The organism is Rhodocyclus tenuis, assembly GCF_014197755.1.
Taxonomy (GTDB): domain Bacteria; phylum Pseudomonadota; class Gammaproteobacteria; order Burkholderiales; family Rhodocyclaceae; genus Rhodocyclus; species Rhodocyclus tenuis.
Genome location: NZ_JACIGE010000003.1, coordinates 50573 through 66140, shown reverse-complemented (window position 1 = coordinate 66140; position 15568 = coordinate 50573). Strand labels below are relative to the sequence as shown.

16 protein-coding genes are annotated in these 15568 nt (G+C 63.5%); 13 read left to right on the top strand and 3 right to left on the bottom strand.

Annotated features, from left to right (window positions below; translation table 11 throughout):
• From GGD90_RS05345 to motD, 8 genes are all read left to right on the top strand, one after another.
• Positions 1 to 1881 (top strand): chemotaxis protein CheA, encoded by a 1881-nt coding sequence (locus GGD90_RS05345; RefSeq protein ID WP_184414953.1) that lies wholly within the window; start codon positions 1 to 3, stop codon positions 1879 to 1881.
• Positions 1882 to 2065: 184 nt separating this feature from the next.
• On the top strand, positions 2066 to 3205 hold the full coding sequence (gene flhB, locus GGD90_RS05340; RefSeq protein ID WP_153115229.1) for a flagellar biosynthesis protein FlhB: 1140 nt from the start codon (positions 2066 to 2068) through the stop codon (positions 3203 to 3205).
• Positions 3198 to 5282 (top strand): flagellar biosynthesis protein FlhA, encoded by a 2085-nt coding sequence (gene flhA / locus GGD90_RS05335; protein ID WP_153115228.1) that lies wholly within the window; start codon positions 3198 to 3200, stop codon positions 5280 to 5282. The genes flhB and flhA overlap by 8 nt, the downstream gene beginning before the upstream one ends.
• On the top strand, positions 5279 to 6619 hold the full coding sequence (flhF, locus tag GGD90_RS05330; protein ID WP_153115227.1) for a flagellar biosynthesis protein FlhF: 1341 nt from the start codon (positions 5279 to 5281) through the stop codon (positions 6617 to 6619). Before flhA ends, flhF begins: the two co-directional genes overlap by 4 nt.
• Positions 6612 to 7499 (top strand): nucleotide-binding protein, encoded by an 888-nt coding sequence (locus tag GGD90_RS05325; protein WP_153115226.1) that lies wholly within the window; start codon positions 6612 to 6614, stop codon positions 7497 to 7499. Before flhF ends, GGD90_RS05325 begins: the two co-directional genes overlap by 8 nt.
• Before the next feature lie 16 nt (positions 7500 to 7515).
• On the top strand, positions 7516 to 8274 hold the full coding sequence (locus tag GGD90_RS05320) for an RNA polymerase sigma factor FliA (RefSeq protein ID WP_153115225.1): 759 nt from the start codon (positions 7516 to 7518) through the stop codon (positions 8272 to 8274).
• Complete coding sequence (locus GGD90_RS05315; protein ID WP_153115224.1) at positions 8267 to 9007, top strand: flagellar motor protein; 741 nt, start codon at positions 8267 to 8269, stop codon at positions 9005 to 9007. The genes GGD90_RS05320 and GGD90_RS05315 overlap by 8 nt, the downstream gene beginning before the upstream one ends.
• A 4-nt stretch (positions 9008 to 9011) precedes the next feature.
• Positions 9012 to 9848 (top strand): flagellar motor protein MotD, encoded by an 837-nt coding sequence (gene motD / locus GGD90_RS05310; RefSeq protein ID WP_184414951.1) that lies wholly within the window; start codon positions 9012 to 9014, stop codon positions 9846 to 9848.
• A gap of 52 nt (positions 9849 to 9900) precedes the next feature.
• On the opposite strand, the gene GGD90_RS05305 is transcribed toward motD, so the two are convergent.
• The 3 genes from GGD90_RS05305 to flgA all read right to left on the bottom strand — a co-directional run bounded on the left by GGD90_RS05305 (position 9901) and on the right by flgA (position 11424).
• Positions 9901 to 10386, bottom strand: coding sequence for a flagella synthesis protein FlgN (locus tag GGD90_RS05305; protein ID WP_325065972.1), 486 nt, complete (start codon positions 10384 to 10386; stop codon positions 9901 to 9903).
• Positions 10379 to 10681, bottom strand: a complete 303-nt coding sequence (gene flgM, locus GGD90_RS05300) for a flagellar biosynthesis anti-sigma factor FlgM (RefSeq protein ID WP_153115223.1) — start codon at positions 10679 to 10681, stop codon at positions 10379 to 10381. The genes GGD90_RS05305 and flgM overlap by 8 nt, the downstream gene beginning before the upstream one ends.
• 125 nt (positions 10682 to 10806) lie before the next feature.
• Positions 10807 to 11424, bottom strand: a complete 618-nt coding sequence (flgA, locus tag GGD90_RS05295; protein ID WP_265589145.1) for a flagellar basal body P-ring formation chaperone FlgA — start codon at positions 11422 to 11424, stop codon at positions 10807 to 10809.
• A gap of 273 nt (positions 11425 to 11697) precedes the next feature.
• Here flgA and flgB point away from each other — a divergent pair, with 273 nt between their 5' ends.
• Genes flgB through flgF form a run of 5 tightly spaced genes read left to right on the top strand, consistent with a single transcriptional unit; the run spans position 11698 to position 15568 of the window.
• A complete protein-coding gene (gene flgB, locus GGD90_RS05290; protein ID WP_322741669.1) occupies positions 11698 to 12318 on the top strand; it encodes a flagellar basal body rod protein FlgB in 621 nt (206 codons plus the stop codon).
• Between the two features lie 3 nt (positions 12319 to 12321).
• A complete protein-coding gene (gene flgC / locus GGD90_RS05285) occupies positions 12322 to 12726 on the top strand; it encodes a flagellar basal body rod protein FlgC (RefSeq protein WP_153115221.1) in 405 nt (134 codons plus the stop codon).
• Between the two features lie 21 nt (positions 12727 to 12747).
• Positions 12748 to 13431, top strand: coding sequence for a flagellar hook assembly protein FlgD (locus GGD90_RS05280; RefSeq protein ID WP_153115220.1), 684 nt, complete (start codon positions 12748 to 12750; stop codon positions 13429 to 13431).
• A 15-nt stretch (positions 13432 to 13446) separates the two neighbouring features.
• Complete coding sequence (flgE, locus tag GGD90_RS05275) at positions 13447 to 14787, top strand: flagellar hook protein FlgE (protein ID WP_153115219.1); 1341 nt, start codon at positions 13447 to 13449, stop codon at positions 14785 to 14787.
• A 37-nt stretch (positions 14788 to 14824) separates the two neighbouring features.
• Positions 14825 to 15568, top strand: coding sequence for a flagellar basal-body rod protein FlgF (gene flgF / locus GGD90_RS05270; protein ID WP_153115218.1), 744 nt, complete (start codon positions 14825 to 14827; stop codon positions 15566 to 15568).

Genomic DNA, 15568 nt, shown 5'->3' with positions numbered 1-15568 from the left:
ATGAGCGATTTCGGGGGTATGGAAGATCTGCTGCAGGATTTCCTGCAGGAGGCGCACGATCTGCTTTCGGACGTGGATAACAAGCTTGTTGATCTTGAGCGCGAGCCCGACGACAAGCGACTGCTGAACGATATTTTCCGGGGCTTTCACACCATCAAGGGCGGCGCGGGCTTTCTCAATGCTGCCGAGCTGGTGACCCTTTGCCACCTCACGGAGAACCTGTTCGATCGCCTGCGCAACGGCGAAATGACGCTGTCGCCCGAATTGATGGACACCATCATGGCTGCGACCAAGGGTGTGCGCGAGATGTTCGGTGAACTTGGGCAGGGCGCGCAGCCGCGCGCCGCGGAAGATCAGGTGCTGGCCGCGTTGCGCTCTGCTCTGGAAGGTGAACATGCGCCGGCTGCTGCTGCGACGCCGCCGGCGGTGCAGGCGCCGCCCGCACCGCCGGCGGCGGGTGGGGAGCCGGACTGGCAACAGTTGCTTGGTGCCGTCACCGGCCAGCCGGCGGCGGCTGCCTCGGAAGTGATCACGGCTGCCGAAGCCGCGCAGATGTCGCCGCAATATCCTCCTGAAGGTCGCCGAGTTACCGACAAGCCGGCGCTTGCCGCTGCCAGTCCGGCCGGTGGCCGGCGAACCGAAGAACGTGCAGCCGTTCGCGAGAACACCATTCGCGTCGATACGGCGCGGCTTGACCAGGTGCTCAATCTTTCGGGCGAAATCGGCCTGACCAAGAATCGCCTGACCAGCCTGCGCGTCGACATCCTGGCCGGCAAGACCGACGCCGACACCTTGCACGCACTTGACCAGGCTGTCAGTCAGCTTGATCTGCTGGTCTCCGACCTGCAGAACTCGGTGATGAAGACGCGCATGCAGCCGATCGGCAGGCTGTTCCAGAAGTATCCGCGTATCGCCCGCGACCTTGCCCGGCAGCTTGGCAAGGACGTCGAACTGGTACTCGCCGGCGAGGAAACCGAAGTCGACAAGACGATGGTTGAGGATCTGGCCGACCCGCTGATCCACCTGATCCGCAATGCCGTCGATCATGGCGTCGAATCCTCGCTCGAGCGTCAGGCGGCGGGCAAACCGGTGAAGAGCGTCGTCCGTCTGGAAGCGCGTCAGGAGGGCGATCACATTGTCCTCATCGTCGCCGACGATGGCCGCGGCATGAATGCCGAGCGTATCCGCGCGAAGGCGATCGAAAAGCGGCTGATCACCGAAGAAGAAGCGAGTACCTTCGACGAGCGGCAGAGCCTCAACCTGATCTTCCTGCCCGGTTTCTCGACGAAGACGCAGGTGTCGGACGTCTCCGGGCGCGGCGTCGGCATGGATGTCGTCAAGACCAATATCCAGAAGCTCAACGGCTCGATTGAAATTCGTTCCGAGCCCGGCAAGGGGTCAGTGTTCATCATCTCGCTGCCGCTGACGCTGGCAATCCTGCCGGTGCTGCTGGTGCTGCTCGGCGACCAGCCGTTTGCGCTGCCGCTGTCGATGGTGCGCGAGATCCTGCCGATCGAGCGCGACAAGCTGCAGGAAGTCGGTGGCAAGCGCACGCTGGTCGTGCGCGGCGAGATTCTGCCGGTGATCGCGCTGTCGCGCCTGCTCGGCTGGCCGCAGGATCAGGAGCCCGAGTTCGGGGTGTTGATGCAGACCACCGAACGCAGCTTCATCCTCTCGGTCGACAGCTTTGCCGGTCGCGACGACGCGGTGATCAAGTCGCTGGATGATTTCCGTCCGCGCGGTGTTGCCGGGGTAACGACGCTGTCGAATGGGCAGATCGTGCTCATCCTCGACATGAAGGAATTGCTCTCCGATCTCGGTTCGCATATCGATGCCGACGGGCGTGGCGGCCAGATCAGATCGCTCGAACTTTCGTTCTAGACGCCAATCGCCGGGTTCCGGCACAAAAGCAACGGGGGGCTTAAAGCCCCCCGTTGCTTTTGTGCGTTTGCGACAGATGTTGCGTTCCTGCTACTATTCGAGAAATGATCTAAAAAACATCTCATACCCCTTTAATTTTTAGAGATTTTTTTTATAATAAGCCGGAATTTCCCGGGACCCGTCGATGGCCGAAGATAGCGATCTCGAACGAACAGAACCCGCGTCAGCCAGACGGCTGGAGCAGGCACGCGAAAAAGGCCAGGTGCCCCGCTCGCGCGAGATCGGCGCTTTTCTCGTTTTGATCGTTGCCGCAGGGATGTTCTGGTCGATCGGCCCGTGGTTGATGCAGCGCTCCATGGCACTTGTGCGTCACGGCCTGACGCTTGAGTCGCCCCTGTTGCACGAGCCGCAGCGTATGGCCGTGCGCCTCTCCGAATTGTCGCTCGACGGGCTTTTCGCCATTTCGCCCCTGTTGGCCGCATTGGCGGTGGCGGCGTTGATCTCGCCATTCTTTCTCGGCTCCTGGGTCTTTTCGACGCAGTCGCTGGTGCCCGACCTGACGCGGCTGGATCCGATCAAGGGGCTTGGCCGCGTCATTTCCTGGTCCGGCATCGTCGAGTTATTCAAGGCGTTGGCCAAGGCCGGACTGATTGCCGGTGTTGCTGCCTGGGTCATCTGGAGCGAGCGCGGGCAGATCTTCGCGCTCTATGGACAGTCGGTCGAGAGCGGTCTGGCCGGAGCCGGTGAACTCATTGTTTTCAGCTTCTTCGCCGTGGTCGCCGGGATGCTGCTGATCGTCGCCATCGACGTCCCCTTCCAGCTCTGGCAGTACTACGACAAGCTCAAGATGAGCAAGGAAGAGGTCAAGCAGGAATACAAGGAGATGGAAGGCGATCCGCAGATCAAGGCGCGCGTCCGTGCCATGCAGCGCGAAGCCGCGCGCCGGCGGATGATGGGTGCGGTGCCCACTGCCGATGTCGTCGTCACCAATCCGACGCACTTCGCCATCGCCCTCAACTACCGCGCCGGCATGAGTGCACCCAAAGTCGTTGCCAAGGGGCGCGGCGAGATCGCCCTGAAAATCCGCGAGCTCGGTGCTGCCAACGGAGTGCCGTTGCTTGAAGCGCCGCCGCTGGCTCGCGCCCTGTACAAACATGTCGAACTGGAGCAGGAAATTCCTTCTGCGCTCTATGCGGCGGTTGCCGAAGTGCTGGCCTACGTTCACCAGCTGTCGCAGTGGCGGCAGGGCGCCGGCAAGTATCCGGTGGCGCCGCGCGAGATTGCCGTTCCGTCAGAACTGATGACGGAGGCGGCGTATGGCTGAGGCGGTGATGAAGCTGCAAAACCTGTTCGCCCGCATCGGCCTGCGTCAGCTGGCCGGTCCGGTGCTGATCCTGCTCATCCTGTCGATGCTGGTGCTGCCGCTGCCACCGTTTGCGCTCGACATCCTGTTCACCTTCAATATCGCCATTTCGATCATCGTCATGCTGGTGGCGCTGTCGGTCACCAAGCCGCTCGAGTTCTCGATCTTCCCGACGATCCTGCTGGTGACGACGCTGCTTCGCCTGTCACTGAACGTGGCGTCGACGCGTGTCGTGCTGCTCGAAGGGCATACCGGCCCGGGCGCTGCCGGCAAGGTGATTGAAGCTTTCGGCAGCTTCCTGATCGGTGGCAACTACGCCGTCGGTCTGGTCGTCTTCCTGATCCTGGTGGTCATCAACTTCGTCGTGATCACCAAGGGCGCCGGGCGTGTCGCCGAAGTCGGTGCGCGCTTCACCCTCGATGCCATGCCGGGCAAGCAGATGGCGATCGATGCCGACCTCAACGCCGGATTGATCGGTGAAGACGATGCGCGCCGTCGCCGCGCAGTGATTTCGCAGGAAGCCGATTTCTACGGCTCGATGGACGGCGCGTCGAAGTTCGTTCGCGGTGACGCCATCGCCGGCATCATCATCATGCTGATCAACGTCATCGGTGGTCTCGTCGTCGGTGTCCTGCAGCACAATCTCGACATCGGTACCGCGGCACGCAACTACACGCTGCTGACCATCGGTGACGGCCTGGTTGCGCAGATTCCGGCACTGATCGTCTCGATCGCCGCCGGTATGGTCGTTACCCGCGTCGGTGACGACGAGGACCTGTCACAGCAATTCGTCAGCCAACTGTTCAGCAAACCGCTGGTCATCGGTCTGACCGCGTCGATCATCGGCTTGCTCGGACTGATTCCGGGGATGCCGAATCTGGTTTTCCTGATGCTCGCCGGGGCGCTTGGCGCGCTGGCCTGGCAGTTGAACAAGCGCCAGCAGGTGCGCCAGCCCGACGTCGTCGCCGTTGCGCCAGCGCCGCCACCGGAAGCGCAGGAGGCCAGCTGGGCCGACGTCGCGCCGCTCGACGTACTCGGCCTGGAAGTCGGTTACCGCCTGATCCCGCTGGTCGACAAGGCGCAGGACGGAGAATTGCTGCGGCGCATCCGCGGCATCCGCAAGAAGTTTGCGCAGGAAGTCGGCTATCTGGTGACGCCGGTGCATATCCGCGACAACCTCGAACTGAAGCCGAACGCCTACCGCATCCTGCTCAAGGGGGTCGATATCGGTCAGGGCGAAGCTTTCCCCGGCAATCTGCTGGCCATCAACCCCGGCCGCGTGGCCGGCACGCTGCCCGGCGTGAGCACGCGCGACCCGGCTTTCGGCCTGCCGGCGACATGGATCGAGCCGGCCTTGCGCGACCAGGCCCAGGCGTACGGCTACACGGTGGTCGATGCCAGCACCGTCGTCGCTACCCACCTCAACCATCTGATCCTGTCGCACGCTGCCGAACTGCTCGGGCGCCAGGAAACGCAGGCGCTGCTCGACCATCTGGCGAAGGAAATGCCGAAACTCACCGAGGAACTGGTGCCGAAGGCGCTGGCCCTGGGAACCTTGCAGAAGGTGCTGCAGAACCTTCTCGACGAAGGCGTGCATATCCGCGACATGCGCACCATCGCCGAAGCGCTGGCCGAGCACGCGCCACGCAACAACGACGCCGAGCAACTGACCGCCCAGGTGCGCATTGCCTTGGGTCGCTCGATCGTGCAGCAGCTCTACCCGGGCGGCGCCGAGATGCAGGTGATGTCGCTCGATCCGCAGCTCGAACGCGTACTCCTGCAGGCGGTTTCGGGTAGCGGCGAAAGCGCTGCCATCGAACCCGGTCTCGCCGACACGCTGGTGCGCGAGACCGTTGCCGCTGCGCGCCGGCAGGAAGAACTCGGCCTGCCGCCGGTACTCCTCGTCCCTTCCAACCTGCGCTCGCTGCTGTCGCGTTTCCTGCGGCGTGCCGTTACCCAGCTCAAGGTCCTCGCCCACAGCGAAGTCCCTGAAAGCAGAACCATCAAGGTCACCTCGATCATCGGAGGTCGAGTATGAACGTCAGAAAATTCATCGCCGCGTCCGCGCGCGACGCACTGCGCACCGTCAAGGAAACACTGGGTCCGGATGCGATCATCCTCTCCAACCGCAGCGCGCCGGGAGGCGTCGAGATCATGGCGGTCGCCGCGCGCGATATTGGCATGCTGGCGCCAGCGAATGCGCGCGAAGAGATTGTCGTGCCCGCTGATGACTATACCGTCCGTCTGTCCGGCAAGGCTCCTGTCGCCACGCCGGCTGCTGCTCCCGCAGCGCGCCCGGCGCCGGCCGTTGCCTCAGCCGCACGCGCCACGCCAGCGCGGACCGAGGTGCCGCTCGCACCGCGGCCGATGCCGCGCGTCGATCCGCCGCAGAAAGCGCCTGAGCGCGAGGCCGAGGTGGTGCCGATGGGGGTGATGGACGAAATCCGCGCGTTGCGGCGCATCGTCGAACAGCATCTGGCCGGTTTCGCCTGGGGCGAAAGCGCGCGTTCCGAACCGGTGAAAACCGAAGTGCTGCGGCAACTGCTCGATGCCGGCTTCTCGCCGCAGCTGGCGCGCGAACTGCTCGCCGAACTGCCGCCGTCCTACGATGCCGGTCAGGCGCTGGGATGGGTGCGTGGCGTCGCCGATCGCGCCTTGCTGACGATCGGCGACGGCGCCGACATCGTCGACCGCGGCGGCGTGTTCGCGCTGGTCGGACCGACCGGCGTCGGCAAGACGACCACCACCGCCAAGCTGGCTGCGCGCTGCGTGCTGCGCCACGGCGCTTCGCGTGTCGCTTTGGTGACGACCGACGGTTACCGGATCGGTGCCCACGAACAGTTGCGCATCTACGGGCGCATTCTCGGGGTGCCGGTACATGTGGTGAAGGACGCCGCCGACCTGAAGCAGACCTTGAACGAACTCTCGCACAAGCACATGGTGTTGATCGACACCATGGGCATGAGTCAGCGCGACCGCCTGGTCGGCGAGCAGGTGGCGATGTTTGCCGAAACCGCGGTGCAGCGCATCCTGTTGCTGCCCGCCACCGGGCGCGGCGACACCCTCGACGATGTGGTGCGTGCCTACAATGGCCCCGACCTGGCCGGCAGCATCCTGACCAAGCTGGACGAAGCCGCCAGCCTTGCCGCTTCGCTCGATGTCGTCATCCGCCATCGTCTGTGCCTGCACTACGTTTCGAATGGCCAGCGGGTGCCGGAAGACCTGCATCTGCCCAATCGTCCCTACCTGTTGCACCGCGCCTTCAAGGACGCGCCGGAAGCATCGCCGCATCGTTTTGCCGGCGTCGAGCCGGGCTTGATGATGGCGAACAGCGCCGGCGCGCCGGTGGCGGCTTCCGGAGGTCGTCGTGGCTGAGCGTGCAGGCGATCAGGCGGCCGGTCTGCGCCGCCTGTTCGGTCGCGAGCGCATGCGCATCGTCACCTTCGCTGCCGGCAGTGTCGGCGTCGGCAAGAGCGTCACCGTCGCCAACCTCGCCGCGGCGCTGGCGCGCCAGGGCAAGGAGACGCTGATCATCGACGAGAATGCCGATGATCAGGTCGCGGCGCTTTTCGGCAGTGTTGGCCGTCACGATCTGCAGGAAGTGCTCGACCGCCGGCGCAAGCTCGCCGACACGCTGCTGACACTGGCGCCCGGCGTTCGCCTGCTGCGCGCCGAGCGTGCCATGCGCAGTCTGGCCGGACTCGCCGATGCTCAGCGTGACGCCCTGCTGGAAAGCATCGGTGGCATGGAACGTCCGGCCGACGTCATCCTCATCGATGCTTCGTCGTCCTACCCGCGCGGTTTTTCACCGCTCGCGCTGGCTGCCGACGAGACGGTGATGGTGCTTGCGCCGACCTCAAGCGCCATTACCGAAGCCTACGCCCTGATCAAGAAACTGAGTCTTGGCTTCGCCCGCCGTCGTTTTCGCCTGCTCGTCAACAAGGTGCGCGGTGCCGACGAGGCCGAGGCGATCCACGCCAACATCGCGCATGTGACACAGAGTCGGGGACTGGCGCGTACCGAATTCGCCGGGCATGTGCCGCTCGACGAGCATCTGCGCCAGGCCGAGCGCCTCTGTCAGCCGGTGACCGCACTCTTTCCCGACGCGCCGGCAGCGGCAGCTTTTCGCCAGTTGGCCGGCGATCTGCTGTGCTGGCCGCAACCCGACGGGGATGACGGCGGCTTCGAACATTTCGTGCAGCAGCTGATACACTTGAGCCAACGCATCGACTGCACCGCCATCCACGCGCGCTAGCGCCGGACGCTCAAGAATGTACAACGCCGCCGGTCAACTGGATTCCGACCAGCTGGTGCAGCGCTTTGCACCGCTCGTCAAACGCATCGCCTATCACTTGATGGCGCGTCTGCCGTCAAGCGTGCAGGTTGATGATCTGGTGCAGAACGGCATGCTCGGGCTGCTGGACGCTATCAACCGCTTCGAGACCGGCTTTGGCGCGCAGTTCGAGACTTACGCGGCACAACGCATCCGCGGCGCGATGCTCGACGGATTGCGCGAGAATGACTGGTTGCCGCGCAGCCTGCGCCGCGATTTCCGGAGAGTCGAAGCGGCGATCAGCCAGCTTGAGCAACAGAATGGGCGTGCTCCGAGCGAAAGCGAGCTGGCCGTTGCACTCGACCTGTCGCTCGCCGATTACCAGAAAATGCTGCAGGACGCGCGCGGCCATCAGCTGATCTATTTTGAGGACATGATCGAGGATGCCGGTGAGGACTTCCTTGATCGCCACATCACCGACGAAAAAAGCGATCCGCTGCAGCTGCTTGAGGAGCAGAAGCTGAATGAGGCGCTGGTCGAAGGAATTCAGTCCTTGCCCGAGCGCGAAAAGCTGATGATGGCGCTCTATTACGAGCAGGATCTCAACCTGCGGGAAATCGGAGAGGTCATGGGGGTTACCGAGTCACGCGTCTGCCAGCTGCACAGTCAGGCTGTTGCGCGCCTGCGCGCCCGTCTGTTCGGCGATTCCGCGAAGAAGGTAAGCAAGGGCGGACGGAAGGGGGCGCGTCGTGGATAAGGTCAGCATTCTCGGTCTGCTCATCGGCGTCATCGCCATTCTCGGCGGACAGGTACTGGAAGGCGGCCATGTCGGCTCGCTGGCGCAACCGACCGCAGCGCTGATCGTCATCGGCGGTACGCTCGGTGCCCTGCTGCTGCAGAGCCGTCTGGTGGTTTTCAAGCGCGCCATGCGCATGCTCAAGTGGGTCTGGGTGCCACCGGTCATCGATCATCTGCAAGTGATCAAGCAGGTCACCGCCTGGAGCCAGGTTTCACGGCGTGAGGGTTTGCTCGCGCTGGAAAACCTCACCATCCAGGTCAAGGACGAATTCACGCGCAAGGGGCTGCAACTCCTCGTTGATGGTGCCGAGCCGGCGCGTCTGCGCGAGGTGATGGAAGTCGAAATCACCACCTACGAGGACGAGTTGCGCCAGGGCGCCAAGGTCTGGGAGGCGGCTGGCGGCTATTCGCCGACGATCGGCATCATCGGTGCCGTGATGGGGCTGATCCACGTCATGGAAAACCTCACGGATCCCTCGAAACTCGGCGCCGGCATCGCGGTGGCCTTCGTCGCGACGATCTACGGCGTCGGGCTGGCCAATCTGGTCTATCTGCCGATTGCCAACAAGTTGCGTGCGCATATCGGTCGCCTGGTCGCGCAACGCGAGATGATCGTTGATGGACTGGTCGGCATCGCCAACGGCGACAATCCGCGCATCATTGAAAGCCGCCTGCGCGGCTATTTCTCCTGAGATCATGGCGCGCCGCAAGCTCGTCGAAGAGCCGGACAACCACGAACGCTGGATGGTGTCCTATGCCGACTTCGTCACCCTGTTGTTTGCCTTTTTCGTCGTGATGTATGCGATCTCGTCGCTCAACGAGAGTAAGTACCGTGTGCTCAGCGACTCGATCGTCAACGCCTTCCGCAACGTCTCGGTGACGCCGAGCGGACAAACCATGGTCATCGTGCCGGCGCCGCTCTCCCCCCCTTCACCGGCGACACAGGTGCCCAGTGAGGAGGATCGGAAGAAGGGCGAGCTCCGCCAGCAGCAGCGCGACAAGATGCGCAATATCGCACAGGACATCCTCAGGGTGATGGCGCCGCTGATCCAGCAAGGCAAGGTGCGCGTGCTTGAAACCAGCCGTGGCGTGACCATCGAAATCAACGACAGCATCCTGTTTTCACCGGGTCAGGCGCAGCTGCAACAGCCATCGGTGAAGGCCTTGCGTGCCATCGCCGAGGTGCTGGTCGACACCGAGTTTCCGATCATCATCGAGGGGCATACCGACAATGTGCCGATCAGCACGCCGCAATTTCCGTCGAACTGGGAGCTCTCGGCGGTGCGTGCGACGACGGTACTGCGGCTGTTTTCCGATGTCGGTGTAACGGCCGACCGGCTGACGGCAATTGGCTACGGCGAGACGCGCCCGGTCGAGCCCAATCTTCTTGCCGACGGACGCGCGCGCAACCGGCGCGTCTCGATCCTCATCGAGTCGGCGATTCCTGAAACGGGAACCGAGGTAAAGCTTGATGGCAGGACGCTCGCGCCCTCAGCAGCGGCGAGTTCTGGCGGGCCTGCCGACAAGCCTTGACGATCAAGGCGGCAGCCGACTGGGGCAATGATTGGTGAATGCCCTGCGCTGCTTAAACGGCGTCGCGCAGGCGGCCACCGCCCGACATTGAGGTTTGACCGTCGGGGCCGTATAGCTGCAAGGGTCGCGATGCACCGAGCAGTGCTTCAAGCGCCTCGGAATTGTGTTGAACGCGCAAGCGGATCAACTCGCCATTAAGACGGTTGAGTTCGCGGGCTTCAGCCGCCAGAGCAAGAAGCGACGACCAACTCTCGCGCACCGCCTTGTCTTCGGCATGGGCGCTCAGCCAAGCATCAATGCCGGGGCGGTCATTGGCGAAAGAGTGCGCCACCAGGTAAGCATTTCGCGTGGCGGCACAGGCGCTCAGGGTGTTGGCGACGACCGTCTTGCGCTCAACGATCTCGGGCAAGGCATCAGTGTCGCCGTCACTGAGAATTCGTTGCTCAAGCAGGAGCAACTCGACAAACGCGCGAACGGCTGCCAGTTCGGAATCAATGACGGACGCCAGTTCCTTGGGCGAATTCATCGGTTCAGCCACGGCGCTCCGCAGCAACCAGTTCACGAGCACTGTCGATCAGGCGGCCGGCGATAGCCTCGGCGTTGATGGTGAAACGACCTTCGGCAATTGCCTGGCGGATTTCGGCAATTTTCGCGCTATTGACCGGAGACCCCTCGGTCGATGCGCTCATTTGCGCGGCCAATCCGCTCAGGCGCACAGCACCTGCGTCTGGCGCCGCACCGGGAGCCGGCTTGCCAGCGGTGGAACTGGCACGGCTGCGCGTCTCGCTGGTGGCATAGCTGCCAGTGGACGGTAGTTGGCGTTCGACTTTCACGATGGTTTCCCCTGCGTTTCTCTATGTGTCTCTATCGACCATCCGGACTGCAACTTTAGCCCAATTTTTCAGGCAATCAATGCTTCCGCGCAATCTGGTGGAGCGATGTGCTGCAAAGGCTTGCATCAATACGACACTTCGACGGTTCCGTCGGCGCGCGCGACGCCGCTGACGGTCTGGCCGCCGCTCGTACGCACCTGCACTACCTGGCCGGCAGCGGCGTTGTTGAGGGCGCGTCCGTCGCTGCTGACGCTGAAGCCGGAGCCGCGATAGAGCAGTTTGACGTTTTGCCCCTGTTGCACAGCCAGCGGTGCGAGCAGCAGGTCGCTGCGCAGCGGCTGTCCCGCGCCGATACTCGATTTCGGTGTTTTGCCGATGGCTTGCGCGGCGTCGGTGACGATGCTTGTCGGCAGGCTGCCGAGGTTGCCCTGGCGCTCAACGATATCGCCGGGGCCAATCGGCTGGCCACCGGCAAGCGGTCGTGCGCTGATGAAATAGCTGCCGCTGATGCTGACTTCGACCGGCAGATAAACGGTCCATGTCGCCGGCCCAAGGCAGCGTACGCCGACCGTTGCCTTCCCCCACAGGCGCGCGCCGCCAGGCAGGAAGGGCTCGTAAGCGTTGCAGGCAGCGAGTTGCGTACGTGGGTCGAGGGCGCCGATGCGATAGCTGGTCTTGCCCGGTAATCCGCGTGTCTGCGTGCGCAGATAATCATCCACCGTCGCGAACAGCGCATCGGGCACCTGTGCCTGGAGCAGAGTCGTGCCTCCGAGCAGAGCGAGGCATAGCGTCAAACCGGCCGCGCGCGGGCGCCTGCGCCGGCAAGTTGTCCCGGCCAGCATGGCCGGGCGGCTTCCGGCGAGGAGTTGGGTAAGACGCCGCAGGCGGCGAAAACAGCACGAAGTCATCTTGCCATTGTGCCCGATCCGCTGCCGAAACCGAAGCCGCCCCCGCGCCTTGAGGGTATTTCCGCGGGCTGCAACGGCCACCGGGGGGCGACGCGCCCTTGATCCCGGTTGCTCGCGCGTGCCGCGGTTCCGCCGCTGCGCCTGCTGCTCCCGGTTGCCCGGCAAGCGCCCAGCCGCGGCAATTATTGCCGTTTTGCCGCACTGCAGGTGACGACGGACGGCCAGATCGACGGATGCGCTATGGATGTGTGCCGATTTCGCCGGTGGCACGCCTCTTGCAATTCCCGTCACGAAGTCTCCGATCCGCAGATGGAACACCTCGCCATGACCAGTAAACTCGACCAGGCATTCTCCTTTCAGCAGCAGGCGCTGGGTCTGCGCGCCTATCGGCAGCAGGTGCTGGCGGCGAACATCGCCAACTCGGATACGCCGAACTACAAGGCGCGTGATTTCGATTTTGCCGCTGTGCTCAAGGACACGCTCGCCGGCCGCAATACCGATCCGCTGTCGCTGTCGCTGACCTCGGCCAGGCACATTCCCGCCAGCGCCGCCAACGAGCCGGCGCGCCTGATGTACCGCAAGGAGCTGCAATCGAGCGTGGACGGCAACACGGTCGACATGGATGTCGAACGCGCGCAATTTTCGGAAAATTCGACTTACTACGAGGCCGGGCTGACCTTCATCACCGGCCGCGTCAAGTCACTGTTGTCGGCGATTCAGGGGCAATAAGCGATGAGCATGTTCAACGTGTTCCACATCGCCGGCGGTGCGCTTACCGCGCAGTCGATGCGCCTGAACACCGTCGCCAGCAATCTGGCCAACGCCGACAGCGCTGTCAGTTCAGACGGCAAGCCCTACCGCGCCAAGCAGGTGGTGTTTGAAGCGATCCCGGTCAAGGGTCTGGAAGCGCAGGGCGTACGCGTCAAGCAGGTAGTCGAGGATGCCAGTCCGCCACGCCTCGTTTATGACCCGCGCAACCCCGCGGCCGACGACAAGGGTTATGTCGCCATGCCCAATGTCAGCGTCGTCGACGAGATGGTGAACATGATTTCCGCATCGCGCTCGTACCAGAACAACGTCGAAGTGATGAATACCGCCAAGCAGCTTCTGCTGCGCACATTAACGATCGGCCAGTAAGCCGCAGCGAAGGAGATAGAAATGGCTTCCGTATCATCGACCAGCAGCAGTTCTCTTGCCGAGACCTATGCCGCCCTCAACGGCAGCAGTTCGACCTCCAAGAAGTCGGACATGGAGGCCGCGCAGGACCGCTTCCTTACCCTGCTGGTGACCCAGTTGCAAAATCAGGATCCGCTCAATCCGCTGGACAACTCCGAAGTGACGACGCAGTTGGCGCAGATCAATACGGTGACCGGTATCGAGAAGCTCAATTCGACGCTGACCGAACTGTTCGACATCTACGACCAGGGCCAGTCGATGCAGGCGGCGGGAATGATCGGCAAGAACGTGCTGGTCGAGGGCAAGAACATCGCCCTGTCCGAAGGCGCGGCGGTGGCCGGTATCGACCTGGCCAAGTCGGCCGACAAGGTGACGGTGAGCGTGCTCGACTCTTCCGGCAACATCGTCTACCAGGAAGACCTCGGCAGCCGCAAGGCCGGCTCCTTTGTTTTCGGCTGGGACGGCAGCACGACGTCGGGCGGCACGAAGGCGAAAGACGGCAATTACACGTTCAAGGTCGAAGCGACCACTGCCGGCACCGCGGTGGGCGCCACCGCGCTGCAACTTGGTTACGTCTATGCGGTTGTCCGCAACAGTTCCGGTTTTACGCTCGATCTTGGTAGTGCCGGGAACGTGGCGTATTCGGCGGTCAAGCAGATTCTCTAGTTTCGGGAGCAGAAAATGGCATTTCAACAAGGTTTGAGCGGACTCAACGCCTCGTCGCGGGCGCTTGATGTGATCGGCAACAACGTCGCTAACTCCAGTACCGTTGGCTTCAAGGCGGCTGATGCGCACTTTGCCGACATCTACGCCGCCTCGCTCGCCGGTGGCTCCGCCTTGCAGATCGGTATCGGCACCACGCTCGCGGCGGTCACCCAGCAGTTCACGCAGGGCAATATTTCGACGACCAACAATCCGCTCGACCTCGCCATCAACGGCAACGGCTTTTTCTGCCTGAGCAAGAACGGCGTGAACTATTACACGCGCAATGGCCAGTTCCACCTTGACAGCACCGGCAAGCTCGTCAACGACCAGAATCTGCAGTTGAGGGGCTATCAGGCACTACCCGATGGCACCATCTCGTCGGCCGATGCGACCGAGCTGCAGCTGACCCCCGATCTGCTCAAGCTGACACCGGTCGCCACCGGTTCCGGCCTCTCGGGAACCGGGGTCGAGATGAGCCTCAACCTGGACTCGCGCGACGACGTGACGACCTGGGTGGCGCCGGCTGCCGCGACGCCCGCTGGCACGGTGGTGACGATCGACCCGGCTAACTACAACTTCTCGCGTGGCGTCACCATTTACGATTCCCTGGGCAACCCGCACGCGCAGACCTTCTATTTCGTGAAGAACGCGACTGCGGGCTCGTGGTCGATGTACGGCAACGTCGACGGCAAGATGCCGGCAGCAGGCGATACGCCGAATCTCACCACCGGAATCCCGCTCACCTTCAATTCCAACGGTACGCTGGCGACGGTCAATGGTGTTGCCGTCGATCCGACGACCGGTGCGGCGACGCCACTGGCGATGACGCTGTCGCTGGCGGCCGCCGACAACCTGGGCGGTGCGACCTCGCCGCTGACGCCGGTGCCGCTCAACCTGACCGGAACGACGCAGTACGGCTCAGCCTTCTCGACCGACCGCCTGACGCAGGATGGCTACAGTGCCGGTACGCTGGCCGGGCTGAGCGTCACCGGCGAAGGCATCATCCAGGGCAACTACACCAACGGGCAGACGCGCAACATCGCCCAGGTGGCGCTTGCTGCGTTCCAGAACCCGAACGGACTGGCCAACGTCGGCGGCAACAAGTGGGTTGAGACCGCCGCCTCCGGGCAGCCCGCCACCGGCAAGCCGGAGACCGGTCAGCTGGGGGCCATCCAGTCGAACGCGGTCGAGGACTCGAATACCGATCTCACGACCGAGCTGGTCAAGATGATTACCCAGCAGCGCAACTATCAGGCGAACGCGCAGACCATCAAGACGCAGGATTCGATCATGCAGACGCTGATCAACATGCGTTGATTGAATACCGGGCAAGCGACGAGCAAACGAGACCACCATGGACCGCCTGATCTACACGGCAATGACCGGTGCCAAGCACGCCTTCCTGCAGCAGGCAGGCGTTGCCCAGAATCTGGCGAACGTGTCCACCATCGGCTATCGCGCCATGGAGCACAAGTTCCGCGCCGTGCCGGTGCTCGGCGAGGGAATGCCGACGCGGGCCTTTGTCGTCGATGCCTCGGTTGCCGACGTGTTCGAGCAGGGGCCGCTGATGGCCACCGGGCGTCCGCTCGATGTCGCAGTGAAGGGCACCGGCTGGATCAGCGTGCAAGGGCCGGACGGCAACGAGGCTTACACGCGTGCCGGCAACCTGCAGGTCAGTGCCAATGGCCAGTTGCAGACGGCCGGCGGACTGCCCGTACTCGGTGAAAGCGGCACGATCACGCTGCCACCGGACAACAGCATCACCATTGCGCCGGATGGCACCGTCTCGGCAGTACCGCTTTTCGGCGCGCCGAACAACGTCAATGCGGTCGGTCGAATCAAGCTCGTCAACCCGCCGGAAAACCAGCTGGTGCGTGGCGGGGACGGCCTTTTCCGGCAGAAGAGCGGGCTGCCTGCCGACGCTGACCCAGCCGTCCGTCTGGCGACCGAGTCGCTGGAAGGCAGCAACGTCAATTCCGTCGATGCGATGGTGAACATGATCAGCGTCGCGCGGCAGTTCGAAATGCAGATCAAGATGTTGCAGACCGCCGATTCCGACGCGCGCGCCGCGACCCAGATTCTCTCGATCAGCCGCTAG